Source organism: Paraglaciecola sp. T6c (assembly GCF_000014225.1).
Classification (GTDB): domain Bacteria; phylum Pseudomonadota; class Gammaproteobacteria; order Enterobacterales; family Alteromonadaceae; genus Paraglaciecola; species Paraglaciecola atlantica_A.
Genome location: NC_008228.1, coordinates 1 through 24956 on the forward strand (window position 1 = coordinate 1; position 24956 = coordinate 24956).

20 protein-coding genes are annotated in these 24956 nt (G+C 41.6%); 8 read left to right on the forward strand and 12 right to left on the reverse strand.

All coding sequences use genetic code 11. From position 1 onward, the window contains the following. Positions 1-95: 95 nt before the first annotated feature. From dnaA to PATL_RS00030, 5 genes are all read left to right on the forward strand, one after another. The gene (gene dnaA / locus PATL_RS00010; protein WP_011572953.1) at positions 96-1520 is read left to right on the forward strand and encodes a chromosomal replication initiator protein DnaA; all 1425 of its coding nucleotides are present in this window, start codon (positions 96-98) and stop codon (positions 1518-1520) included. 20 nt (positions 1521-1540) lie between these two features. Next, a complete protein-coding gene (dnaN, locus tag PATL_RS00015) occupies positions 1541-2644 on the forward strand; it encodes a DNA polymerase III subunit beta (protein ID WP_011572954.1) in 1104 nt (367 codons plus the stop codon). A 22-nt stretch (positions 2645-2666) separates the two neighbouring features. After that, positions 2667-3758 (forward strand): DNA replication/repair protein RecF, encoded by a 1092-nt coding sequence (gene recF, locus PATL_RS00020; RefSeq protein WP_011572955.1) that lies wholly within the window; start codon positions 2667-2669, stop codon positions 3756-3758. Between the two features lie 4 nt (positions 3759-3762). Then, complete coding sequence (gene gyrB, locus PATL_RS00025; protein ID WP_011572956.1) at positions 3763-6183, forward strand: DNA topoisomerase (ATP-hydrolyzing) subunit B; 2421 nt, start codon at positions 3763-3765, stop codon at positions 6181-6183. Between the two features lie 114 nt (positions 6184-6297). Further along, a complete protein-coding gene (locus tag PATL_RS00030) occupies positions 6298-6996 on the forward strand; it encodes an aspartate/glutamate racemase family protein (protein ID WP_011572957.1) in 699 nt (232 codons plus the stop codon). 114 nt (positions 6997-7110) lie between these two features. Here the strand turns inward: PATL_RS00030 and PATL_RS00035 are convergent, their stop codons facing one another. The 4 genes from PATL_RS00035 to glyQ form a co-directional block, all read right to left on the reverse strand. After that, positions 7111-8718, reverse strand: coding sequence for a sensor domain-containing diguanylate cyclase (locus PATL_RS00035; protein WP_011572958.1), 1608 nt, complete (start codon positions 8716-8718; stop codon positions 7111-7113). A 73-nt stretch (positions 8719-8791) separates the two neighbouring features. Beyond that, positions 8792-9232, reverse strand: a complete 441-nt coding sequence (locus PATL_RS00040; protein ID WP_011572959.1) for a hypothetical protein — start codon at positions 9230-9232, stop codon at positions 8792-8794. Positions 9233-9268: 36 nt separating this feature from the next. After that, the gene (gene glyS / locus PATL_RS00045; RefSeq protein WP_011572960.1) at positions 9269-11347 is read right to left on the reverse strand and encodes a glycine--tRNA ligase subunit beta; all 2079 of its coding nucleotides are present in this window, start codon (positions 11345-11347) and stop codon (positions 9269-9271) included. A gap of 3 nt (positions 11348-11350) precedes the next feature. Continuing rightward, on the reverse strand, positions 11351-12256 hold the full coding sequence (gene glyQ, locus PATL_RS00050; RefSeq protein ID WP_008305116.1) for a glycine--tRNA ligase subunit alpha: 906 nt from the start codon (positions 12254-12256) through the stop codon (positions 11351-11353). A 115-nt stretch (positions 12257-12371) separates the two neighbouring features. On the opposite strand from glyQ, the gene PATL_RS00055 reads away from it, so the two are divergent. Further along, positions 12372-12944 carry a DNA-3-methyladenine glycosylase I gene (locus tag PATL_RS00055; RefSeq protein ID WP_011572961.1) on the forward strand — a complete coding sequence of 191 codons (573 nt, stop codon included), beginning with the start codon at positions 12372-12374 and terminating at the stop codon, positions 12942-12944. Between the two features lie 21 nt (positions 12945-12965). Here the strand turns inward: PATL_RS00055 and PATL_RS00060 are convergent, their stop codons facing one another. From PATL_RS00060 to PATL_RS00070, 3 genes are all read right to left on the reverse strand, one after another. Next, entirely contained in the window at positions 12966-13415 is a 450-nt protein-coding gene (locus tag PATL_RS00060; protein WP_011572962.1) for a DUF2489 domain-containing protein, read from the reverse strand. An 8-nt stretch (positions 13416-13423) separates the two neighbouring features. Beyond that, positions 13424-13951 carry a Der GTPase-activating protein YihI gene (yihI, locus tag PATL_RS00065; RefSeq protein WP_011572963.1) on the reverse strand — a complete coding sequence of 176 codons (528 nt, stop codon included), beginning with the start codon at positions 13949-13951 and terminating at the stop codon, positions 13424-13426. 477 nt (positions 13952-14428) lie between these two features. Further along, the gene (locus tag PATL_RS00070) at positions 14429-15052 is read right to left on the reverse strand and encodes a c-type cytochrome (RefSeq protein WP_041714158.1); all 624 of its coding nucleotides are present in this window, start codon (positions 15050-15052) and stop codon (positions 14429-14431) included. A 208-nt stretch (positions 15053-15260) separates the two neighbouring features. Here PATL_RS00070 and yihA point away from each other — a divergent pair, with 208 nt between their 5' ends. Next, entirely contained in the window at positions 15261-15881 is a 621-nt protein-coding gene (gene yihA / locus PATL_RS00075; protein WP_011572965.1) for a ribosome biogenesis GTP-binding protein YihA/YsxC, read from the forward strand. A gap of 347 nt (positions 15882-16228) precedes the next feature. On the opposite strand, the gene polA is transcribed toward yihA, so the two are convergent. After that, positions 16229-19015, reverse strand: a complete 2787-nt coding sequence (polA, locus tag PATL_RS00080) for a DNA polymerase I (RefSeq protein WP_011572966.1) — start codon at positions 19013-19015, stop codon at positions 16229-16231. An 809-nt stretch (positions 19016-19824) separates the two neighbouring features. On the opposite strand from polA, the gene PATL_RS00085 reads away from it, so the two are divergent. Next, positions 19825-21276, forward strand: a complete 1452-nt coding sequence (locus tag PATL_RS00085; RefSeq protein ID WP_011572967.1) for a TrkH family potassium uptake protein — start codon at positions 19825-19827, stop codon at positions 21274-21276. Positions 21277-21515: 239 nt separating this feature from the next. Here PATL_RS00085 and PATL_RS00090 read toward each other — a convergent pair whose 3' ends face one another. The 4 genes from PATL_RS00090 to trkA all read right to left on the reverse strand — a co-directional run bounded on the left by PATL_RS00090 (position 21516) and on the right by trkA (position 24938). Beyond that, positions 21516-22262: a complement resistance protein TraT gene (locus tag PATL_RS00090; RefSeq protein ID WP_006994883.1), complete on the reverse strand. Its 747-nt coding sequence runs from the start codon at positions 22260-22262 to the stop codon at positions 21516-21518. A gap of 40 nt (positions 22263-22302) precedes the next feature. Continuing rightward, positions 22303-22662 (reverse strand): hypothetical protein, encoded by a 360-nt coding sequence (locus PATL_RS22285; protein WP_011572968.1) that lies wholly within the window; start codon positions 22660-22662, stop codon positions 22303-22305. Positions 22663-22917: 255 nt separating this feature from the next. Further along, positions 22918-23454, reverse strand: a complete 537-nt coding sequence (locus tag PATL_RS00100) for a DUF2780 domain-containing protein (protein ID WP_006994881.1) — start codon at positions 23452-23454, stop codon at positions 22918-22920. A gap of 104 nt (positions 23455-23558) precedes the next feature. Then, on the reverse strand, positions 23559-24938 hold the full coding sequence (gene trkA, locus PATL_RS00105) for a Trk system potassium transporter TrkA (RefSeq protein WP_006994880.1): 1380 nt from the start codon (positions 24936-24938) through the stop codon (positions 23559-23561). Between the last annotated feature and the right edge of the window lie 18 nt (positions 24939-24956).

The following is a 24956-nucleotide window of genomic DNA, read 5'->3' on the forward strand; positions in this document are numbered from 1 at the left end:
CGTTTAAACTCAGTTTTTATTTTTTCGATATTCTTCTGTTGTCTTATTCGACTTGTTTTTTCCCCTTTATTTTGTTGGTTCGGAGTAGTTTTTTAATGTCTTTATGGAATCGTTGTCTTGAAAGGCTTCAGCAAGATTTGCCGACCCAGCAATTTAGTATGTGGATAAGACCTTTGGTAGCGAATGAAGAGGCTGCTGCAGTGACTCTTTTTGCCCCTAATCGATTCGTTTTAGATTGGGTACGTGATAAATACATAGCTCAAATTGAAGCATTATTCGCTGAGTTTTGTGCCAATGATGCAGTACCTCAACTTAGAATAGAGGTAAAATCTGCTGCCAGCGTACAACAAAGTTATTCGCAAAATCCTGCTCCTGCCATTCATCAATCCTCAGCAGTAGAAAACAGCATTAAATCTTTACAAAAGCATCAAGCCGCTCGAAGTAACGTTAACGTCCAGGCAGATAATAGCCCGCCTAACGTTAAAATTGCGGCGTCTCATAAAAGCAATATCAATTTTAATTACAAGTTTGATAACTTCGTAGAAGGTAAATCAAACCAGTTAGCAAGAGCCGCTTCTAAGCAAGTTTCTGATAATCCAGGCAAGGCATATAATCCATTATTTATTTATGGTGGCACCGGTTTAGGTAAAACACACTTATTACACGCCGTCGGTAATGGGATTATCGATAACAAAAAAGACGCAACTGTCGTTTATATGCACTCCGAGCGATTTGTTCAAGATATGGTTAAAGCGTTGCAGAACAACGCGATTGAAGAGTTCAAACGTTATTACCGTTCGGTTGACGCACTACTGATCGATGATATTCAATTCTTTGCTAATAAAGAGCGGTCACAAGAAGAGTTTTTTCATACCTTCAATGCTTTGTTAGAGGGTAATCAGCAAATCATCCTGACTTCTGACCGTTACCCTAAAGAAATTGATGGGGTAGAGGACAGGCTTAAATCTCGGTTCGGTTGGGGACTCACAATTGCTATTGAACCCCCAGAATTGGAAACTCGGGTTGCCATTTTAATGCGTAAGGCGTTAGAGAATAAAATTGTGTTGCCAGATGAGGTGGCTTTCTTTATTGCTAAACGACTTCGATCTAATGTGAGAGAGCTTGAAGGGGCGCTTAACCGAGTCATCGCTAATGCTAATTTTACCGGCCGACCTATCACTATTGATTTTGTTCGTGAAGCGTTACGTGATTTGTTAGCGTTACAAGAAAAACTCGTCACGATAGATAATATTCAAAAAACGGTGGCTGAGTATTACAAAATCAAGATGGCGGATATTTTATCTAAGCGCAGAAGTAGAAGTGTGGCTCGGCCAAGGCAAATGGCCATGGCTTTGTCGAAAGAGTTAACTAACCACAGCTTGCCAGAAATAGGCGATGCTTTTGGCGGTAGGGACCACACAACTGTGTTGCATGCATGTAGGAAAATTGTGCAGCTTAGAGAAGAGAGTCATGATATAAAAGAAGACTATCAAAATTTAATTCGCACCTTATCTTCATAAAAAAAGTTACGAGAATTTAGATGAAATTCAGTATAAGCAGGGAAAATTTTCTACAACCGCTCCAATTAGTTTCTGGCGCTGTAGAACGCAGACACACATTACCTATTCTATCCAATGTATTGATCAAAGTAAGCGATAGTGCTTTGTGGCTAACAGGCACCGATTTGGAAGTTGAACTAATTTCAAATGTGACTTTGACGGGCGATTTTGAAGAAGGTGAAATCACAGTACCGGCCAAGAAACTGTTAGATATCATTCGTGGCTTGACTGAAGGTAGCGAGATTAGTTTTCATGTAGATGGCAACAAAGCTATCCTACGATGTGGTCGTAGCAAATATAGTTTATCTACTCTCTCTGCGAACGATTATCCGAATCTTGAGGATTGGCAAGGAGAACTTGAATTTGAAATTTCTCAGGCAAACCTCAAGCGCTTGATTGACAGTGTTCATTTCTCAATGGCTCAACAAGATGTGCGTTATTATCTTAATGGGATGTCTTTGGAAACTGAAGACAACGTTATTCGCACAGTTGCCACAGACGGCCACAGGCTGGCTCTATGCCGCTTAAATTACACTGATGCTACATTGCCTAATCGTCAGGTAATTATCCCTCGTAAAGGGGTTATGGAGATTACTCGGCTTATTGAAGACAGTGACAAATCATTAAAGGTACAGGTGGGTTCAAACCATATACGTATTTTTTCTAATGACTTTATTTTTACCAGCAAATTGGTTGATGGACGTTTTCCTGATTATCGCCGAGTTTTACCAAAAGACGGTGACAAGAATATCATTGCTAGTAAGCTTGGCCTTAAAAATGCTTTTTCTCGTGCATCGATTCTTTCAAATGAAAAGTTCAAAGGTGTGCGCTTAAATTTATCATCTGGTGAAGTAAAAATTACTGCTAATAATCCAGAACAAGAAGAAGCCGTAGAGATTGTAGATGTAGATTATCAAGGTGGTGATTTAGAGATAGGGTTCAATGTTGCCTACCTAATTGATGTGCTCAATGCACTGAATGCTGAAGAAGTGAAATTTACCCTTGCGGATTCAAACAGTAGTGCACTAATTGAAGATGGGTCCGATGACTCTGCACTTTACGTTATAATGCCAATGAGGCTGTAGTCCTCTTCTTGTTGAATTTATTATGAAGCTGGACTCAGTCCAGATCCGCAATTTGCGTAATCTGCAGCATGTTACATTCAAACCTAGTCATGGTGTAAATTTCATCTTGGGAATCAATGGTAGTGGTAAGTCTTCAATTTTGGAGGCCATACACTACCTTGGGTTTGGTCGCTCCTTCCGTACCTCGAAACATAAAAATGTCATTCAAAACGAGCAAGAATCTTTTACTGTTTTTTGCGAGTGTCTGGAAGATAGTACGACTCAACGATTAGGCTTATCTCGCAGCATCAACGACACCGTTAGCGTCAGTATTAACGGCATAAAAGGTAATAAGGTTTCGGATTTAGTTAGTCTTTTACCCGTTCAAATATTTACTCCTCAAAGTTCCGATATTTTATTAGGGGCCCCAAAACTCCGGCGGAAATACATAGATTGGTGTTTGTTTCACGTGGAACATAGTTTCCTTACTTGCTCAAATGCTTACTCTAGATTACTCAAACATAACAATGCGCTATGTCGCAAACAACAAGTAGGGTATGCGAATCCGCAAAGAGTATATTGGACGGATTTACTCGCACAATATGGCTCGGAGCTAACAGAGTTTCGAAACGCGATGATGACGCGGCTTATCCCGTTAATTACTTCCAATCTTGCGCAATTTTTACCTGAGTTTTGTGTCGAAATCTCGTATTATAGGGGATGGGAAAAAGGTCTCGAATTAAACGAAGCCTTAACAAAGTCGGCGGACCGTGATTATAAAAATGGTTACATTAGCGTTGGTCCACATAAGGCTGACGTCAGATTTAAAATAAGTGGCAAACCTGCACAGGAGGTGTTGTCTCGCGGGCAACTGAGGATGCTTGTAGCCGCTTTACAGTTAGCGACCACACAGTGTTTGATGTCCTACACACAAAAGACCTGTATTTTCTTATTAGATGATGTTGGTGCGGAATTAGACGCAGCAAAACGAGAAGTGTTTATTGATAGACTTCTTGAATCAAATACTCAACTTTTCGTTACGGCGATAGAAGAGCATCAACTAGAATTTATAGATAAATACCAAAATAAAAAAATGTTTCACGTGGAACATGGCCAGGTGAGAGAGGAGAGTTAATCAAATGGCAGAAGAGAATAAGTACGATTCGTCGAGTATTAAAGTATTAAAAGGACTGGATGCCGTACGTAAACGTCCTGGTATGTATATCGGTGATACTGACGATGGTACAGGCTTACATCACATGGTATTTGAGGTTGTAGATAACTCTATTGATGAAGCACTTGCCGGTCACTGTACTAACATCAATGTGAAAATTCATACTGATGGTTCCGTGTCAGTTAAAGATGATGGACGCGGCATACCAACTGAAATTCATGAAGAAGAGGGCGTTTCCGCAGCCGAAGTTATTATGACCGTTCTTCATGCCGGTGGTAAATTTGATGATAACTCCTATAAGGTTTCAGGTGGACTACACGGTGTTGGTGTATCAGTCGTAAACGCACTATCCCGTAAGCTTCAAATAATGATACGCCGCGCTGGTGAAGTACACGAGCAAGAGTATCAACATGGTGTACCTCAAAAGCCTCTAGAAGTTATTGGTGAATCCGATACTACCGGCACAAGTATAAGATTTTGGCCAAGCGAAGAGACATTTACCGGGATAGAGTTTCACTACGATATTTTGGCTAAACGTCTACGTGAATTATCCTTCCTAAATTCAGGTGTTAGCATCATATTAGAAGATGAACGTGATGGTAAGAAAGATCACTTCATGTATGAAGGTGGTATTCGAGCATTCGTAGAATATTTGAATCAGAACAAAACACCTGTTCACCAACAAGTGTTCCATTTTAATAGCCAGCGTGATGATGGTATTTCAGTAGAAGTTGCGCTGCAATGGAATGATTCATTCCAAGAAAATGTATTTTGTTTCACTAATAATATTCCTCAGCGCGATGGTGGGAGTCACTTAGCTGGGTTCCGTGGTGCGCTAACAAGAACACTTAATACCTTCATGGAGAAGGAAGGGCATAACAAGAAGAACAAAACCAGCGCTAGCGGTGATGATGCTAGAGAAGGATTAACTGCGGTCGTTTCAGTTAAAGTACCTGATCCAAAATTCTCGTCACAAACGAAAGATAAACTAGTATCGTCTGAAGTGCGTCCCGCCGTTGAAACGGTGATGGGCGAAAAGCTAAATGAATTCCTATTAGAAAACCCATCTGCGAGCAAAATTATTATCGGTAAGATTATCGATGCAGCACGCGCCAGAGAAGCGGCGCGAAAAGCACGTGATATGACACGCAGAAAAGGTGCGCTGGACCTCGCTGGTTTGCCAGGGAAGTTAGCAGATTGCCAAGAGAAAGACCCATCACTATCTGAATTATATATAGTGGAAGGGGACTCTGCTGGCGGTTCAGCCAAGCAGGGCAGAAACAGAAAGAACCAAGCAATCTTACCTCTTAAAGGTAAAATCCTTAACGTCGAAAAAGCACGTTTTGACAAAATGTTATCGTCTCAAGAAGTGGCAACGCTTATCACTGCATTGGGCTGCGGTATTGGGCGTGACGAATATGACCCAGAGAAGCTGCGCTATCATCGCATTATAATCATGACCGATGCTGATGTTGATGGTTCACATATTCGTACATTGTTATTGACCTTCTTTTATCGTCAAATGCCAGAAATTATTGAACGTGGCTATATTTACATCGCGCAGCCTCCTTTGTATAAAACAAAGAAAGGCAAACAGGAACAGTACCTGAAAGATGATGATTCACTCACTAAATATTTAACAGCTATTGCTTTAGACAATGCTTCAATTCACGTCAACGAAGAAGCACCTGGCTTGAGCGGTGCGTCTTTAGAGAAGCTTGTTAGCCAATATCAAAACGGTATGAAGATGATAAAACGCGTTAGTCGCGTTATGCCTGAGGTGATTCTAACCAGTCTTATTTATAGCAAAATAATTACGTTGCAAGACTTACAAGACGAAGCAAGCTTGGAAGTTGTTGCCAAAAGTTATACTGAAAGCTTAACAAGAAATGAAGTTGATGGTGCTACGTATCGTTACGAAGTTAGACTGAACAACGAGCGTAAGAACTACTATATTGCGTTGATTATTCGTCTACACGGAATCGATACTGAGTATAAAATCGATCAAGAATTTATTGAATCAATTGAATATACACGTCTTCGCGAACTGAATGAGTCTATTAATGGACTGATTGAAGAAGGTGGTTACGTTAAGCGAAATGATAAAGTCAAAGCAATTTCATCATTTGCCGAAGGCTTAGACTGGCTGATGGCAGAATCCAAGAAAGGTCAGTATATTCAACGCTACAAAGGATTGGGTGAGATGAACCCCGGCCAGCTTTGGGAAACGACTATGGATCCTGCATCTCGCCGTATGCTTCAAGTGAAAGTGGAAGATGCGATAGCTGCTGACCAACTGTTTACAACGCTTATGGGCGACCACGTAGAGCCAAGACGAGCGTTCATTGAAGAAAATGCACTAAGAGTAGCGAACCTAGATGTATAGGTTTACTCTTTCATAAAGTGATACATCGATAAAAAGCCCGCTACCACTTGCGGGTTTTTTTATGCTCGAAATAATATAAGCTGCAGTGGTTCAATAAAGCGAGGGATAAATATTATGAAGAAAATTGGCATGTTAGGGGGAATGAGTTGGGAATCAACGGCTCAATATTATGAGTTAATTAATCGAGAATTAAATCGTCGCCTAGGCGGCCTACATAGCGCGAGGATAGTGTTAAATAGCGTAGACTTCAACGACATAGAACTATTACAGAAAGCCGCTGAGTGGTGCAATTTGGCCGATATGCTTAGTGCAGACGCGTTGAGTCTGGAACACGCCGGAGTCGACTTTATTATTATTTGTACCAATACCATGCACAAAGTAGAGCCTGAGATTGCTGCTGCGACAAGCATTCCAATTTTACATATTGCTGATGCTACGGGTCAGGTGCTTAAAAAAGATAGGCTTAAGCGAGTGGGTTTATTAGGCACAGCATTCACAATGGAACAAGATTTCTATGAATCCCGCTTAGCAACTAAATTTGGCATTGATGTGATTGTTCCTGATGATGACGATAGAGCATTTATTCATAACGTAATTTATGATGAATTATGTAAAGGCGTTATCAATGATAAGTCGAGACAAGGCTATTTAAGAATTATTGATAAACTCTACGCGAAAGGATGCGAGGGTGTTGTTTTAGGATGTACTGAAATACCGATGTTGGTAAATCAGTCGCATACGCAAGTTGCGCTATATGACACAACTAAAATTCACGCATTCGCAGCAGTCGATTTAGCGCTGACGAAGGAGTAGTTATATCAAGAAGTGTAAAATCATTCGTTAAATGAAAAATATTAAAGGAAGATATAGAAAGCTTGTGGCATACGTAGAATAAATATTTATCTTACAAAAATGATCAAAACGAGTTTATTTCCAACTGGGATCATAAATCTTAAAATGACCGCGGCCATTTTCTTTGACTTTATACATAGTCATATCAGCACAGGCGAGTAAGTCTTTAACGTTATTGGCATGTTGTGGAGCGATAACAACACCAATACTGCCACCAATTTCACAACTTATTTCATCAGAAATTTCAATAGGGTGACTTAGACTACTCAGTGTCGATTGGGCTAACGCTCTTATTTCTTCAACATTGACACTGTTTACCACGTAAGCTGCTACAAATTCATCGCCACCCCAGCGGCTACAAAGTTCGTTTTTGCCATTAAAAACCGACTGTAAACGTTTACTCACTTCAATTAAAACCCTGTCGCCGGCGTCATGACCATAGATGTCGTTAACAGGCTTAAATTTGTCTAAATCAATCATAAAAATGACCAAACTTAAATCAAGTAAATTAACGGTTTGCAGTAGATTAACGATTTCAAATTCACCTGCGCGGCGATTCTTAAGGTGAGTTAACGCGTCATGATCAGCTTCAAAACGGGTTTTGAGCTCTTTCTCTGCCCGAGAGGTAACGTCATACATGATGACTTCAATAATAGGTCCATGATTACTAGAATCAATATCGCGCTGTTGAACTCGCTGACTAGTGATCCGTGAAAACAGACAATGAACCCATTTATTCACAGCGCCATTGTGAGACTTACATTTAAGGTCGATTGATAAGTGATTTACCGATTCTTCATTACGCATTCTGATCAGTAAACTTTCTAATTGGTTTGAGTTTTCGAAAAGATCAATGAAAGGGGTACTTTCCGAAGTGTTGGGTTGAATGTGATAGAACGCAGGATTAGCAGCTGTAACTAAGTTGTTGCTATTAATTAAGCAAATACCAGCACTGGCTTGTTCAAATATAAGTCTAAACTTACTTTCTAACGCCTGAGTTTTTTTACGTAAATCAGTTTCGTTTTCAAGAGTGACTTTCAATTCACCCATTAGATCATTAATACCTTGAACTAATTGTCCGATTTCATCGTTATCGTGATGGATCAACGTACGCATCGTTTGCGTATTTCTCGGGTCAATCTTAAGAAAACTCGCGGTAAGGTTCTGAATAGGTTGGGTAAGTAGTTTATGTACTAAAATAGAAACGAAGAGTGCGACGATAGCTGAATAAAGTAGCAATAGTAAAGCGTCATTGGTGGCTTTTTGTCTTGCAATACTTTGGATGTAATGACGGTTTGGGTGAATTAGCAACTGCCCAATGGATTGCTCTGGAATAAAAGGATGCTGAACGTTAGTGTGAATTAAACCGTCGGTATCGGTTAGGTCACCGAAACTTACCTTTAGACTAAGGGAATCTGTTAGTTGTGCACCAGCTATCAAGTCATTAATAACTAGGCCTTGCACTATCTCTTGCCCAAGCTCTTCGTCTTGAACATACAAAGCGATAGATGCGGTGCTACGAATAGTGGCCCCTATTTGCTCGATAAGGGCCTCAGCTTTGCTTTGTTCGCTGCTAACAGCACTAAAATAAAGTAGCACCGATGTAATTAACGACGTACCTATAGCGCCAATAGCGATGGAAAGCGCTACTTTAATATAAATTTTGCCGCTAATATTTATCAATTTACAGAACCACCATTTATTACAATCAATATAACATGTTGAAAAATAGGGAAAATTCTATCAAAAGGTCAGTCTATAACTTAGATACCATTACGATGGGTTTATCTATATTTGTAAAGTCTATTGAAAACTCATAGCGCCCAGTTTCCTTAGGAACAAACTTAAAATTTTCGTCCGTGGTATTACAATCGGCATTGACTGCTTCACCTAATGAAATATTTTGATCTCGATACTGGCTTTTGTAACCGCAGCTAGAGCCTGGCGTCCAATCCTTATCTGCGAATTTAAAGTCATAGGGCTGGCCATCAGCTATAAGCTCAATAGTGGTAGCATAAGTGCTACCACCTTGTTTTTTAAGTATATATTGCGGATCGGCTTCCCACCAAGTAAACACCCCTCTCAAATACAATTCAGGGAGTTGCTGAACATCTTTGTAGGGTTCTACTGTATAGCTAGCACAACCAGAAAGTAGGCAAATCGCCATCAGGCTGTATAGCTGCTTGAGTTTGCTCATAGATGAGTACCTGAAACCATAATTTATCCTACTACCTTACTGTTGTTGATTCAAAATGGAAATATCGGCAACGAGTAAGAACAGCGTTCTCAACTTTGACAATAAGGCGAGGCGATTGTTTCTTACGTTCTCATCTTCTGCCATGACCATTACATTGTCGAAAAACGCATCCACTTTGTCGTGTAGTGTGGCTAATTCTGTAAATACCCCTTGGTAATTAGCATCCACAACGAAAGCATTGACTGTTTCTTCTATGTCGCTCATTGCGTCAGCTAACGCTGCTTCATGCTCACTTTCAAACAAACTCGAATTGATACTATTGGTATCAGTCACTTTATTCTTAGCGAGAATGTTTGCTACCCGTTTATTCGCGGAAGCAAGTGCTAACCCGGAGGCTAGACTCTTAAAAGCAGATACTGCTTCTATCCGTGCCGCGAAATCAGCAGGTTTAGTAGGGCGGCGAGCTGCTACTGCTTGAATCACATCGATATCAATATGTTGATCTTGGTACCAAGCTCTGAAGCGCCCCAAGATAAAATCAATTACTTGAGACTCTAAGTCTTCAACATGAGTTAACTTAGTGCCGAACGAGTTTATTGATGCTTGCACTAAGGTAGTGAGGTCCAGTGGTAGTTTCATTTCTACGCTAATTCGCAAAACACCAATGGCCGCACGTCTGAGCGCGAAAGGGTCTTTATCGCCTTTAGGGACTTGGCCAATACCAAATATACCTACCAGCGTATCAATTTTATCTGCTATTGCTACTGCACAACTGATGTTCGACGTGGGCAATTGGTCACCAGCGAAGCGAGGCATGTATTGTTCATTCAGTGCCAATGCGACTTTATCGTGTTCGCCATCATGTTTAGCGTAATGCATACCCATTACACCCTGAACATCAGGGAACTCCATGACCATATTGGTCATAAGATCTGTTTTTGATAGTAAACCGGCGCGTGAGGCCTGAGAGATGTCACTACTAAGCATATTCGCGATGGTGCCTGCGAGCTCGGATATGCGTTGTGACTTTTCGTATAAAGTGCCTAACTGTTTCTGAAACAACACTGTCTTCAGGCTTTCTAGACGTGATTCAAGCGTGGTCTTTTTATCGGTATTAAAGAAGAACTCCGCGTCAGCCAAACGAGGTCGAATCACTTTCTCGTTGCCACTAATAATCTGCATTGGGTCTTTGCTTTCAATGTTTGTCACAAACACGAATCGAGACTTTAGCTGGCCGTTTTGGTCGATAAGCGGGAAGTACTTTTGATCATCCTTCATCGTATAGATAAGGGCTTCTTTTGGAACTTCTAAGAAGGAATCGTCGAAACTCGCGGTCAATGCGACGGGCCATTCAACCAGCGCTGTAACTTCGTCCAGCAGGTCTTCATTCATATCAGCAACAGCATCTTCTTTTTGTGCTGCCGCATTAACTTGGTGACGTATTTTATCTTTACGAGCTGAAAAATCGGCTAATACGTAGTGCGCTTCAAGCTGTGCAAGGTAGTCATCGGCGTGAGATAGACTAAATTGCTTTTCGCCATGAAAGCGATGACCATTAATAACACGGTCTGAATCAATACCTAAAATATTGCCTTCAATAACATCCGCCCCAAAGAGCATAGTAACGGTATGAACAGGGCGAATAAACTGAATGGAACTGCTTCCCCAGCGCATCGCTTTAGGGATTGGCAGTTTTTTAAGGGCTCCATCAATCATGGCTGGCAACAACGAAGAGACTTGCTCGCCTTTTGCTTCGCCTTTGAACAAAAGCCACTCGCCTTTGTCGGTAGTTAACCGTTCCGCTTGCTCGACGGTAATGCCATTAGAACGAGCCCAACCTTGAGCGGCTTTCGTTGCCTGGCCTGATTCATCGAATGCCACCGACACGGCAGGACCTTTCTTTTCGATCAACTTGTCTTCTTGTTGCTCAGCCAGTCCAATGACATTGACAGCTAAGCGGCGAGGGGAGGCAAACCATTTAATCGAGGTATACTTGAGTTCAGCTGTGTCCAGCGCGCCTTGCAAGTTATCAGCGAAGGCCTGAGCCAATTTACCCAGTGCTTTAGGTGGTAATTCTTCGGTACCAATTTCAACCAATAGATTTTCGTAACGCATGAATTAAGCCTCCTTCTTACACATTGGAAATCCAAGCTTTTCTCGTGCTTGATAATAAGCCTCTGCACAGGCTTTTGAGAGCGTACGAACACGCAGTATGTAACGTTGACGCTCTGTTACTGAGATGGCGTGGCGGGCATCTAACAGGTTAAACGCGTGAGATGCTTTCATCACCTGCTCGTATGCAGGTAGAGGTAATCCAGCTTCAATCATCTTCTGACTTTCTTTTTCGCAGTGATCAAACATACCGAACAACGCATCTACGTCAGCATACTCAAAATTATAAGTAGACTGTTCAACTTCGTTTTGATGGAAAACGTCACCATAAGTTACTTTGCCCATAGGGCCGTCAGTCCAAACGAGATCATAAATACTGTCTACACCTTGAATGTACATAGCAAGACGCTCTAAACCGTAGGTGATTTCGCCGGTGACAGGTGAACATTCAATCCCTCCAACCTGTTGGAAATAAGTAAATTGAGTGACTTCCATACCATTTAGCCAAACTTCCCAGCCTAAACCCCAAGCACCCAGGGTGGGGGATTCCCAGTTATCTTCCACAAAGCGAATATCATGCACTAAGGGATCGAAGCCTAGCTCTTTTAATGAGCCCAAATAGAGTTCTTGAATATTACTGGGTGATGGTTTCAACATGACCTGAAATTGGTAGTAATGCTGTAATCTGTTTGGGTTCTCACCATATCGGCCATCTGTGGGTCGACGACATGGTTGAACATAAGCACTGCTAATCGGTTCTGGACCAATAGAGCGTAAAAATGTCATGGGATGGAAAGTACCTGCGCCAACTTCCATATCGAGAGGTTGAATGATTACGCACCCTTGTCTTGCCCAGTAGTCTTGGAGTGATAAGATCAGTCCTTGGAAGGTTTTACTATCAAACTTATTCATTAATTGCTGCCACAAAATAATCCGAAAAAACGCCGGATAGTATACCTGCTGCGCATCGATGAATGTAGGTTAAATAACCATATTAATACGCTATTGAGCGTTTAAAGGCCGAAAAATGCAACATATACGCTGTGCATGGGTTTCACAGGATCCCATATATCAAGAATATCACGACAAAGTTTGGGGTCGCCCAGTAAGAAACAAATATGAGCTTTTCGCTAAATTATGCCTAGATGGCCAACAAGCTGGTTTGAGCTGGATAACTATTCTAAAAAAACAGCAAAACTATTATCAAGCCTTTCATCAATTTGACCCGCAACGCATCAGTGAAATGACAGAAGATGATGTTGAACGCTTAATGCAAGATAAAGGGATCGTTAGAAACAGACTTAAGATAAATTCAATTATTAAGAATGCTAAGGGGTTTCTCGAAATAGAACGTGAAGGCACTGACTTTTCAGAATTCATTTGGTCTTTTGTCGCAAACGAACCGATCATAAACGCTTGGGCTGAGAAAAGTCAGGTACCTAATACCTCTAGCGAATCTGATGCGATGGCCAAGGCCTTGAAAAAGCGCGGCTTTTCATTCGTGGGAAGCACTATTTGTTACGCCTTTATGCAAGCCGTTGGGTTGGTTAATGACCACACCCAAGACTGCTTTTGTTACCCAGTTAATGAAAAGAGATAAAAAGAAAACGGTTAAGAGTGTTTAAGGTGTAAACGCTCTTAACTTGGCTACGTCTTCCAAGATCTGGCTTTCTAATTCCCTTTCTAATGCTTCGCGAGCAATATCCTGAGTTTTACGCTCAAGCGCAGAAAGCTTATCTCTTGCTTCATGCGTAGCTAAGTCACTCACTTTCACATATAGCGCGTACAAACCAGGGTAGCGGGTCTCGTAATCTGGTTTATCGTCAATGGGTAAGCTCTCATGCAAATGATATAAGCGAATGCTTCCCTCTGATAGATTGCATTGTTGCTGCTCAACAGCCATGGAAATGGTATGGATACTTTCCATAAGCCGCTCTATTCGTTGTTGTTTCGTTCGAGCCATTTTTTTGTTTTGCTTGTTGAGCATAAACAATAACTTGCCAGCATAGAATGCTAATGACGCAATAATAACGAAGGCAACAAGGATCAGTAAAATAGTGATAGAACTCATATAAGAACTTACTTGAATTTGTTTATATCAATAGATTCAAATTGATCATAAAGATCATCGTCAGTTGAGTTTTCGCTGTTGCCTGCATTGGCCGTACTGTCATCATCATTGGATATGCCCAGTAAATCACACAGCTCTTGATGTCGAGCCGTTAATTTATTGACAAATGCTCGCTCTTCGCGGCTTAACGCCGTATCAGAATCGAGTTTTTCTAGCAGCATACCGAAACGTTCGTTCTGTTCAATGCTTTCTAACTCTTGAGCAGGTGAGAAGAACTTAGGTTTGGTAATTTTGGCTTTAGGCTTGTCATCAACAATTAAGGGTATCGGCTTCTTGCTGCCAACCCTTGGGTCTTTTTGCACTTTGCTTGGTTTGCTTTGTGAGCTTGTTTGCTCAGGGTTGTTACGGGTTCCAGAGGGCTTACCTAAGGTTTTTTTATTACGTTTTGGGCTTGCCGGCGCTGGTTTACGATTAGCTTTAGGTGCTAACGGGGTACCGATTTGACCGATTTTGCGTGACTTCTTTTTTCTAGGCATTTTAACCTCCACAATATTTGTGCGGATTTTACCTTAAATTAGACTGGTTAAATATGGCTCGGTATCGATGGAGCGAAATTTAGATAAGAAAAAGGGCGATAGCATAGCTATCGCCCTTCGTATCATAGATGTGTCTTGCGACACGAATCCCGACATTTGTTCTTCCTGAACAGTGAATGGTGGTCCTTCATGTTTTCACTTTTTATTTATTTTAACGAAAACAGAATATAGTTTTAGGTCTTCCTGACACTTTATTATTATCGTCCTTGCCTTTTCACCAAAGGCACTAAGTTTTAGCACTGCTTGCTAATTATCTTCCGTGAGCAAACGTTCGTTTGCAGTCCATGTTGTTTTTCTGGGAACAGAGAATACATGATAACCAATATTTTACAACTCATTTACATAGTATTCTGTTATTACTTTTGTATTTTATGTCTTCAATACAAAAAAACGACCCAGAAGGGTCGTTTTGATTACCTAATAAAGGCCTGAAATATATTTAGACAACACGTCAATATCTTGGTCGGTTAAGCGTTTCGCTATGTCCTCCATCATGCCGTTATGTGAGTTAGCACGTTGACCTGATCTAAAAGCTTCTAATTGGGCTTTAAGGTACGTTGTGTGTTGTCCACTAATATCAGGGAACCCTGATAAGCTGGTACCATTACCTCTAGGACCATGACATGCTGTGCATGCAGTAATACCACGATCTAAATCACCACCGCGATAGAGTTTACTGCCTGCGGCAATCGCATCTTCAGGCGTTTCGCCTTCAGAAGGTGTTTGGCTTTCAAAATAAGCGGCAATATCTAGCATGTCCTGCTCAGACAGCACACCAGCCATGCCATTCATCACGGCATTATTGCGTCCTTCTTCACCACCTGTTTGTGAAGCAAGTTTAAATTCTTTTAACTGTTTAACAAGATAACCAGCATGTTGACCGGCTAATTTGGGGTTCATATCAATCATGCTGTTTCCGTCAGCACCATGACAAGCACCACAAGAAGCAGACTTCGTTTTACCTGCTTCAACATCACCGGCTGCCATTGCACTAGCAGATAAACCTAAAAAAACGCTAACTAACAAACCCATCATTTTCATATTCTTTCTCATTAAGCTGCTGATTAATTGACCATTATCAGAATAGTAACTGCGTATTTTACACATTTACAGCGTCAGTAAAATATATTCCACAGGATTAGCGCAATATTATACGACATAACAACCACTTTCGATTCGTATTTACCTGATATAATGAGCTTATCAATAAAGGTAATGATCAAAAATCGTTTTATTACTAGGAGCAAGTGTGAGTCATTATAGTCAAGCCAAGTTTAATTTAAGCGCGCCAGATATTAGCCACCTAAGTGCAGACCAAGGGATTGAAGTCGCTTTTGCTGGACGTTCAAATGCGGGTAAGTCTAGTGCGCTTAATCGTTTGACACGGCAAAAGAGCTTAGCCCGCACCAGTAAAACGCCGGGACGCACGCAATTAATTAACGTTTTCGATTTAGACGAAGATCGACGCTTAATTGATTTGCCGGGTTACGGTTATGCAAAAGTACCAATGGCCATCAAACTGAAGTGGCAGAAATCTTTAGGGGAATACCTACAAAAACGCGAAAGCCTAAAAGGACTTGTTGTATTAATGGACATTCGTCACCCTTTCAAAGATTTAGACCAAGAGTTGATTCAATGGGCTGTCGCAGCAGATTTGCCAGTGTTAGGTTTACTCACTAAAGCGGATAAACTCAAATCAGGTAAGCGTAAAGCACAGCTGCTGATGGCGAGAGAAGCCTCTCTTGCTTTTTGTGGTGATGTGACGATCCATCTGTTTTCGTCATTAAACGGATTAGGCTTAGATAACTGTGAACGAGTGCTAGATAAGTGGTTTGGATATGCTCAAGATGAAGAGCTAGAGCAAGAATAAAGACCAAAAAAAAACCTTGTCAATTGACAAGGTTTTTCACATCTAGAACACACACGATAATAAGAGCGCAATTGTTGACATAAGTTCAATGTTTTACGATTTAATTCAGTTTTATCTTAGCGGAGTGAAAGTAGTCAGATTTTCAGAGATGTTTGCGCTGTACATGAGGCGGATTCTCATGCGCCCATAAAAAAACCCCAGCAAGTTGCTGGGGTCGAAGCAAAGGTCTGAAAATACATACCTCTGTACCCTACATCACAGATATTAGCAAAGTTCATTAAAATGCCAACCGCTTTATGTAATTAAATTACATAAAGCGCTTATTTTTTGTGTTTCTGGGGTACTGACTAGTGAGCTTGGTCCCAATTTTCGCCAACTCCTGCTTCGACAATGAGCGGTACGTCTAATGAAACTGCTTTTTCCATAAGGTCAACGATAGTATTTTTATCATTTTCTACGTTTTGTTCTTTTATTTCAAAAATAAGCTCATCGTGAACTTGCATTATCATACGCGTTTGATCGCTTGGTAACGTGTCAATCCAGGCATCCACTTTCAACATAGCTTTTTTAATAATGTCGGCAGCTGTGCCTTGCATAGGGGCGTTAATCGCGGCTCTTTCTGCGCCTTTGCGGCGCAACCCATTACTCGCATTAATATCAGGTAGGTAGAGGCGACGACCAAATACAGTTGATACATAACCGTTTTCTTTCGCGACAATACGGGAGTCTTCCATGTACTTAAGCACGCCAGGATAACGTTCAAAGTAAAGATCCATATAATGCTGGGCATCATGGCGAGATACATTGAGTTGCTTCGACAGGCCGAAAGCTGACATTCCGTAAATCAACCCAAAATTAATAGCCTTGGCGTTGCGTCTCTGTTCTGTGGTCACTTCCGTTAGCGAAACGTTAAACACTTCTGCCGCTGTGGCAGTATGTATATCTTTACCTTGAGAAAAGGCCTTCAATAACCCTTCATCTTGGGAAAGGTGCGCCATAATTCTAAGTTCTATTTGGGAGTAATCCGCAGCAACTATTTTGTACCCAGGACGAGCAATAAACGCTTGCCTTACTCTGCGTCCTTGTTCCGTTCTAATTGGAATATTCTGCAAATTGGGTTCGGTAGAAGACAGGCGCCCCGTAGCAGTGATGGCTTGATGATATGAAGTATGCACACGGCCACTACGCGGGTTTATCATCTTAGGAAGCTTATCTGTATAGGTGTTCTTCAACTTACTTAACACTCTAAATTCCATTAATAATTTAGGTAGCGGGTATGTAAGTGCTAACTCCTGTAAAACTTCCTCAGAAGTAGAGGGGGCGCCTTTAGGCGTTTTCTTCAACACCGGAAGACTTAGTTTATTAAACAGAATTTCTTGCAATTGCTTCGTTGAACCCAAGTTGAACTCTTCACCTGCTAATTCGTGAACTTCGCGCTCTAGCTGCATGATCCTCGTAGCAAGATCTTGACTTTGTTGACTGAGTTTTTGACTATCAATTAATACGCCAAACTGCTCCATTTTAGCCAGCACGGTCGCTAAAGGTACTTCTATTTCGGTCAGGACCGACGCTAGCTCGGGCGTTTGATGTAGCTTTTGCCAAATGTGATTGTGCAATCTCAAGGTGATATCGGCATCTTCGGCTGCATATTGCGCAGCCTGATCTAATGGAATCTGATTAAAGGTCAGCTGTTTCGCCCCTTTGCCGGCAATATCCTCAAAATGAACTGTTGATAAACCTAAGTAGTACTGCGCTAAGCTGTCCATATCATGGCGTGTTGCGACACTGTTTAGCACATATGACTCAAGCATGGTGTCGTAAGCAATACCTTGCAGATTAATGTCATAGTTCGCGAGTACGTTTTTGTCGTATTTTAAATGTTGTCCAACTTTGGCTTTGTTTTTGTCTTCTAGTAAAGGTTTGAACAAGGCTAAAACTGCACTGCGATCTAGCTGCTGTGGGGCATCTACATAATCATGTGCTAAAGGAAGGTAAGCCGCGTCGCCCTCTTCAATACTAAATGACATACCGACCAATTCAGCCTGCATATAATTCAAACTTGTGGTTTCTGTATCAAAAGCAAATAGGTCAGCCTGTTGTAACTTAGCGAACCATTTTTCAAGTGCGTCTTGCGTGAGTATTGTTTGGTAAGTGACTTGAACCCCTGATTTAGGGGAGGGCTCGTCACTGGCTGACATTGCTTGTTCTGTTTCAGCTCCATTATTCAAAGCATCAGTTGCATCTTTAAGCCAACGTTTAAATTCAAGTTCTGCGAATAGTTCCTTCAATACACTATAGTCAGCCGCGACGGGTGATAGGCTCGTGGGGTTACAATCCATTTCCACATCTAACTTGATTGTCGCCAATGTATAAGACAAGCGCGCTTGCTCTTCATATTCGCGCATCTTGTCCGCCATTTTCTTGGCCCCACGAAAATCTAACGAGGCAATTTTATCAAGGTTTTCGTATATGTCGTTGATGCTGCCAATACCTTGAAGTAGGCCCAATGCACTTTTATCGCCTACACCTGGTACGCCAGGAATATTGTCTACTTTGTCGCCTTTTAGAGCGAGAAAATCGATGACTAATTCTGGAGGAATGCCAAATTTCTCGACCACGCCTTGTGGATCCATCACATGATTGTTCATCGTATTAATCAGGGTTACGTGCTCATTAACCAACTGCGCCATGTCTTTATCACCCGTACTAATAAGAGTAGGGATCCCCAGTTTGCTGGCTTGATCAGCTAATGTGCCGATCACGTCATCAGCTTCAACACCTGACTCCACAATAATAGGTAGGCCCATCGCCCTAATGATCTTATGCAAAGGTTCAATTTGGCTGCGCAGTTCTTCAGGCATGGAGGGACGATTAGCCTTATATTCCTTATAAATATCATCCCTAAATGTTTTACCTTTAGCATCAAATACAACTGCCATATGCGTAGGGCTAAACTGCTTGATCAAGCTACGCAACATATTAATCACGCCGTAGATCGCGCCGGTATCTTGACCTTTAGAATTAGTCAAAGGGGGCATGCCGTGAAAAGCACGAAATAAATAAGATGATCCGTCGACTAATATAAACGGGTTATTGGGAATGACGGGCGTAGTAGCAGGATCAGTATTGCTCATATGGTATTTTTCTCAGGAATTATGTAAACGCGTAAAGGATGCCACACACAGCACTATTCATCCATGCAGAGATCCGATCAATTTGTGGATAACTCTGTTGAATAAATTTTTCGATGAAGAGTAAACGGATCGTTAGGGATCAAGTTAACGATCCACAGCCCTTGAATTTATTGGGGTGAAAATAATTACTTCAGGCAAAATGTAACTACTTAAGAGAATTTACCGATGTGGATAACATTATTAATAAATATTCGGTGCTATCCAAAGGGGATGAAGACTTTACACGTAATTTAATGGAGAGGAAAGGTTAAATGTTAAACTATTTTTGTCTGAAAATAATACAGTTTTGATGTCGATAAGTATAAGGCAGGAATAGTAAGGGATAGCGGTTTGTTTGATTACAATTTATTAACATTATGGTCCGTACACTTAGCTGATAACTTACAACAAAGTTATTTCGGTCTCTTTATTTATGTGGACTGGGAAAATTTGTTACTAAATTGTTGGTTTTCCTGCTGCGAACTTGTAGAGCCCTAATCTTATAGAGGAGTGTTTAAGTCAATACATAGAATAAGTAGTTGCCCTGTATTCTCCATATCAGTTCAGAAATACCTGTGTTGCCTAAGTCTTTGCTAATGCTCATAAAAGGCAGTTTGTACTATTATTCGGCTTTGTGTATTGCTTTTGAATTTATTGGGGCGGACAATCACCTCATATCCCTTGGTAAATAAAAAGATTAAGAAAGACTACTAATGCTGGTATTTTTTAAGCGCACTGGCGTGCGTATTTTAGTTGGTAATAGTTAAGCGATGCAATACCGAACGATAATTCGGATCTTAGGCCTACTTGTTGCGTTGTTTAGTGTGACTATGATCCCACCTGCCATCATTTCATTGTACTTTAAAGACGGCAGTGGACTTCCGTTTTTCCTTGCCTTTCTGCTGTGCTTAGGCACAGGCCTGATGTTTTGGTATCCAAACCGGCTTCATCGCAGAGATTTGCGCGCTAAGGAAGGATTTTTAATTGTTGTACTTTTTTGGACCGTTTTAGCAAGTTTCGGTGCGTTACCGCTGCTTCTACTGGAACAACCTGAAATGTCGGTTTCAGACGCGTTCTTTGAGGCGTTTTCAGGTCTAACGACGACTGGGGCGACGGTGATCCAAGGGATCGACTATTTACCTAAAGCGGTGCAGTTTTACAGACAACAACTCCAATGGTTAGGAGGGATGGGGATCATCGTACTGGCAGTTGCTATTCTTCCTATTCTTGGCGTCGGTGGAATGCAGCTGTACCGAGCTGAAACGCCCGGGCCAGTGAAAGATTCAAAAATGACACCTCGCATCGCAGATACTGCCAAGCACTTGTGGTACATCTATCTAACGTTAACAATTTGTTGTGGTGTGGCCTATTGGTTTGCTGGTATGAATTGGTTTGACGCCCTTTGTCATGCATTTTCAACCGTGGCGATAGGTGGCTTCTCAAATTATGACGCAAGTATTGGTTATTTTGACAGTCCTTGGATTAACATCGTCTGCGTTATATTTCTGTGGATAGCAGCGCTAAATTTCGCCCTGCATTATGCTGCTGCTAGTGGCAGAACGTTAATGGGTTATTTTTATGATCCTGAGCTACGTGCGTTCTTTTTAATTCAGTTTGTACTGGTCGCTGTGTATTTTTTCGTACTAATGAAATTCAGTTGGTTTGATGGTGCAGGGATCGCCTTTGACCAAGCATTAATTCAATCTGTTTCATTCAGTACTACCGCAGGTTTCGCCACTACCGACTTTTCACATTGGCCAGCTTTTTTACCAATTATGTTAATTTTTTCTAGCTTCATAGGTGGGTGTGCAGGTTCAACTGGAGGCGGCCTAAAGGTTGTACGCGTATTGCTACTTTTCTTACAAGGTAAACGAGAAGTCGACCGCTTGATTCATCCCAAGGCCGTTTATACCGTAAAGCTAGGAGATCGAGCCTTGCCTGATAGGGTAGTAGAAGCGGTGTGGGGATTCTTTTCTGCATATGCGATGATTTTCGTTATCATTATGGTCTGTCTTATTGCTACTGGGATGGATGATGTATCCGCTTTTACTGCGACCGCTGCAACCTTGAATAACTTAGGCCCTGGTTTAGGTACTGTGTCCGGTTCATTTGCTGATGTGTCTGATACAGGAAAATGGCTACTTATTTTAGCCATGCTATTTGGGCGGTTAGAGGTATTTTCGCTTCTTGTACTGTTCTCGCCAACTTTTTGGCGCAGTTAATTTTTACTCCAATAGATAATTCACAGGTGCACTTTCAAGTTTTAGCTACACAGAGTCAGTCCTTTTAAAATTGGTCCGAAGGCAAAGCCCTAGCGTGTTTTGTACTACGTTCTCAGTATTGGAATGGGAAATAAAGCGCTTACTTGCACCCCATGCATAAAAAAAGCTACTCGCCGTTAAGTCGAGTAGCCGTTGAATGCTAAAAAGGGCAGCTTCACGCTGCCATATTTCGTTTTAATTTAGAAGAAAGATGCCATAGCGTAAGCCGTTTTTTCGAACATAAGAGGCTGTGCTTCTTCTAGTTCAAGATTCGCTTTATTAGCGGTGGTCACAACACGTGTACGATATTCTTTTTGATTTGTCGCTTCAGAATAGGTTTGCGTTGTAGCGCCGTCATCAGAGATTTTGCTGTTGACCTTAGAGTCACGACGTACGATGACTCCTTTCTTAGCGCGCTCACGAATTTGAATATCAGCAACAAGTAAATAGGTAACGTCTTTAACGAATGCGTTTGCTGCCGTTGATGCTAAACCACCAATTAGGCCCGCTGCTGCAGCACCTCGGTAGCTCCCCCCGGTTGCGTAGCCAATAGCTGAACCAGCTGCTACACCTTGAAAACCACTAGAAAGATAGTTTTCAGCGGCGCTAGGTGATGCTTTCTCAAGGTTGCGCACAAAAACACTCATGGTGTACTGGGCCTTATCTGGGCTATCCACAAAAGAGTAGCCATTACCGCTACCAGAAATTTGTTCGTTAAGCGCTTGTCTAAATGCATTTCGGTCAAATTCCATCACGGCAGAGCGTACTTCTAAATACACTTTGCGTTTTTCAGGTGGGACGGCATCAACAAAGATTGAAGTGCTGAGTTTAGTTTGAACATCTAAGTCCTTTTTGGCTATTGATGTGTGAACCGCAGCGCAACTTGTTAAAGCTAAAATAGCGAGTCCGACGAATGCGATTTTGGCGGAACGAACATAATTTTTCATAGTAATTACCTTTACTTATGTTATTGATTAAATTGTGGTTTTAGTAGTAGTACCGACCATGGTACCTATGGTAGTAACGACAGTTTCGGTACTGCGTCCAGTTGTAACGTAACAAGTCACGGCATGTATATCCTCGGCGCCAATAAGTGCCTTGGTATTCTGGTGGCTTAACGTTCTTTTTAAGCATACTCTCAATATAGTTATCTACTTCTTTTGGGCGTTCAGCCAAAAATGGGCGTGACATTACCTCACCATTGAGTTGTGCTTGCATTCTTGCTAGCGCTTCTTCTTCTGTTTCTTCCTGTGCGAAAGTAAAAAGCGATAGCAACATACAGCAAAGGCTTAAAAGCACTTGCGGTAAAGTGGGGGATTTTCTAAGAGATGAATTGATATTTAGCATAATATTCCTCCATAAATTCATCATGGCAATCGAGCTGACACGACCTCTTCCTGAGCAGCGTCTAAAAACCTTAACGCTAAACTCACGTAATGCAAAGTGCATTTATGTGAATTTTTAGCTTTTTCGCTGAAAGTCTTGATTAACGGTAAATTTTTGAATCTAAACGAAGCTATCTGAAATGAAAAAAGCCACGAAGTGGCTTTTTAATTATTCATTTTGTCTGCCATATAAGCGTTGGCATATTCACTTTAGGACTTAACCGAGTAATTTACCTAAACCTTGAGTCAGCAATTGCTTAGCTTGCTGGCCTTCTGGGGTATCCAAGTAAGCCTGGGCTTTGCTAACAAATTGCGTAATCATTTCAGGTTTCAAGCCCAATGCTTCAAATTGCTTTTTCACATCATTAATAGCTTTTAGTGATTCATTATAGCTTGCAGCTTTATCTAAAATGCCTCCTAAACCGCCTTCACTCGTCATATTGCTAATATCAGGTACTGATTCCAATAAACCGCTTACGCCAGGTAGAGCATCGGTCAGTTGGCCGTATTGATCTGAAGAGATATTTTCTTTGGCATAATTAAATATTGCGCCTAAACCGCCAGAGGCTTGAGTTTGTGTAACGCCAAGAGAATCAGTTACAGAGGAGACCATGCCAGAGATAGAAGGCGTGGCAGCTTCTTGCTGTGTTTCCATACCTAGCATGCTTTTAATTGAATCTAACCAGCCTTCTGCGTGTGCCTGTGGCTGAATACTGAGTGCTGCGACTGTAAGTACGATACTTAGTTTTTTCATTATCATTCCTTTAATTAACCAAAGTGGTGAGCCGGATTTTAGGTTACTTCGGTCCATTCGCCAATCTAGTCTTTAGGCTAAGGGAGTTAAGTTTATGTGCTTGCTTACCCAAAGAAGAAAGCACTGGGTTGAAACAGTTTCTCAACATGGCTAATAAACTTTTTGTCGACCAAAAATAAGATCACGTGATCGTTAGCTTCAATTTTCGTATTACTGTGGGCAATAATTACTTCGTCAGCTCTGACTATGGCGCCAATTGTCGTGCCTGGCGGTAATTTGATGTCGCGAATTTCACGCCCCACCACTTTAGACGTGTTTTGATCGCCATGCGCTATCGCTTCAATTGCTTCTGCGGCACCACGTCTAAGTGAGTAAACATTGACAATATCCCCGCGGCGTATATGGGTCAGTAGAGCTGAGATGGTGGCTTGTTGAGGCGAGAAGGCGATGTCTATTTCCCCTCCTTGCACTAAATCTACATAAGCACTGCGCTGAATTAATACCATGGCCTTCTGAGCACCTAAGCGTTTAGCGAGCATGGCCGACATGATATTTGCTTCATCGTCATTAGTCACAGCGATAAAGGCATCTACTTGTTCAACGTTCTCTTCAGTGAGCAATTCATGATCAGATGCATCACCGCAAAATACGATGGTTTTGTCTAAGTGAGCAGATAGGTATTTAGCCCGTTCTTGACTGTATTCGATTAACTTTACGTTGTGATTATGTTCCAGCAATTTAGCCAAACCAGCGCCAATCAGACCGCCGCCAGCAATCATAATGCGTTTATAACTAGACTCTAATTTTTGTAGTTCACTCATGACAGCACGAATATGCTTAGTCGCTGCGATGAAGAAAACCTCGTCGTCTGCTTCTATCACCGTCGTGCCAAGTGGGCGGATAGGGCGGCCACGTCGATATATTGCAGCTACACGAGTCTCCACGTTCGGCATGTGCTGCTTTAACGTTGACAGGGCATGGCCAACTAGTAGGCCCCCGTAATAGGCTTTTACCGCCACTAAGCTGGCTTTGCCGTCAGCGAACTCAACTACTTGCAACGCACCGGGATAGTCAATTAAACGTTTAATCGCCTTAGTAACTAATTGCTCGGGAGCAATTAAGTGATCTACAGGGACATCCTGATGCTTAAAGAGTTGCTCTTGATAAATAATGTATTGCTCTGAACGAACACGGGCGATTTTGGTAGGGGTTTTAAATAAACTATAAGCTACCTGACAGGCCATCATGTTGCTTTCATCGCTGCTCGTAACAGCGATGAGCATATCAGCATCTTCAGCACCGGCCTTTTTTAACACATCAGGGTGCGAGCCAACGCCATTAATAACACGTAAATCTAATCGGTCTTGCAACTGTCTAAGGGTGTCTTGATGAGAATCTATAACAGTGATTTCGTTCATTTCACCCACGAGGTTTTCAGCGAGGGTTGCGCCGACCTGGCCCGCACCAATAATTATTATTTTCATTGTAGATTCATTCTAACG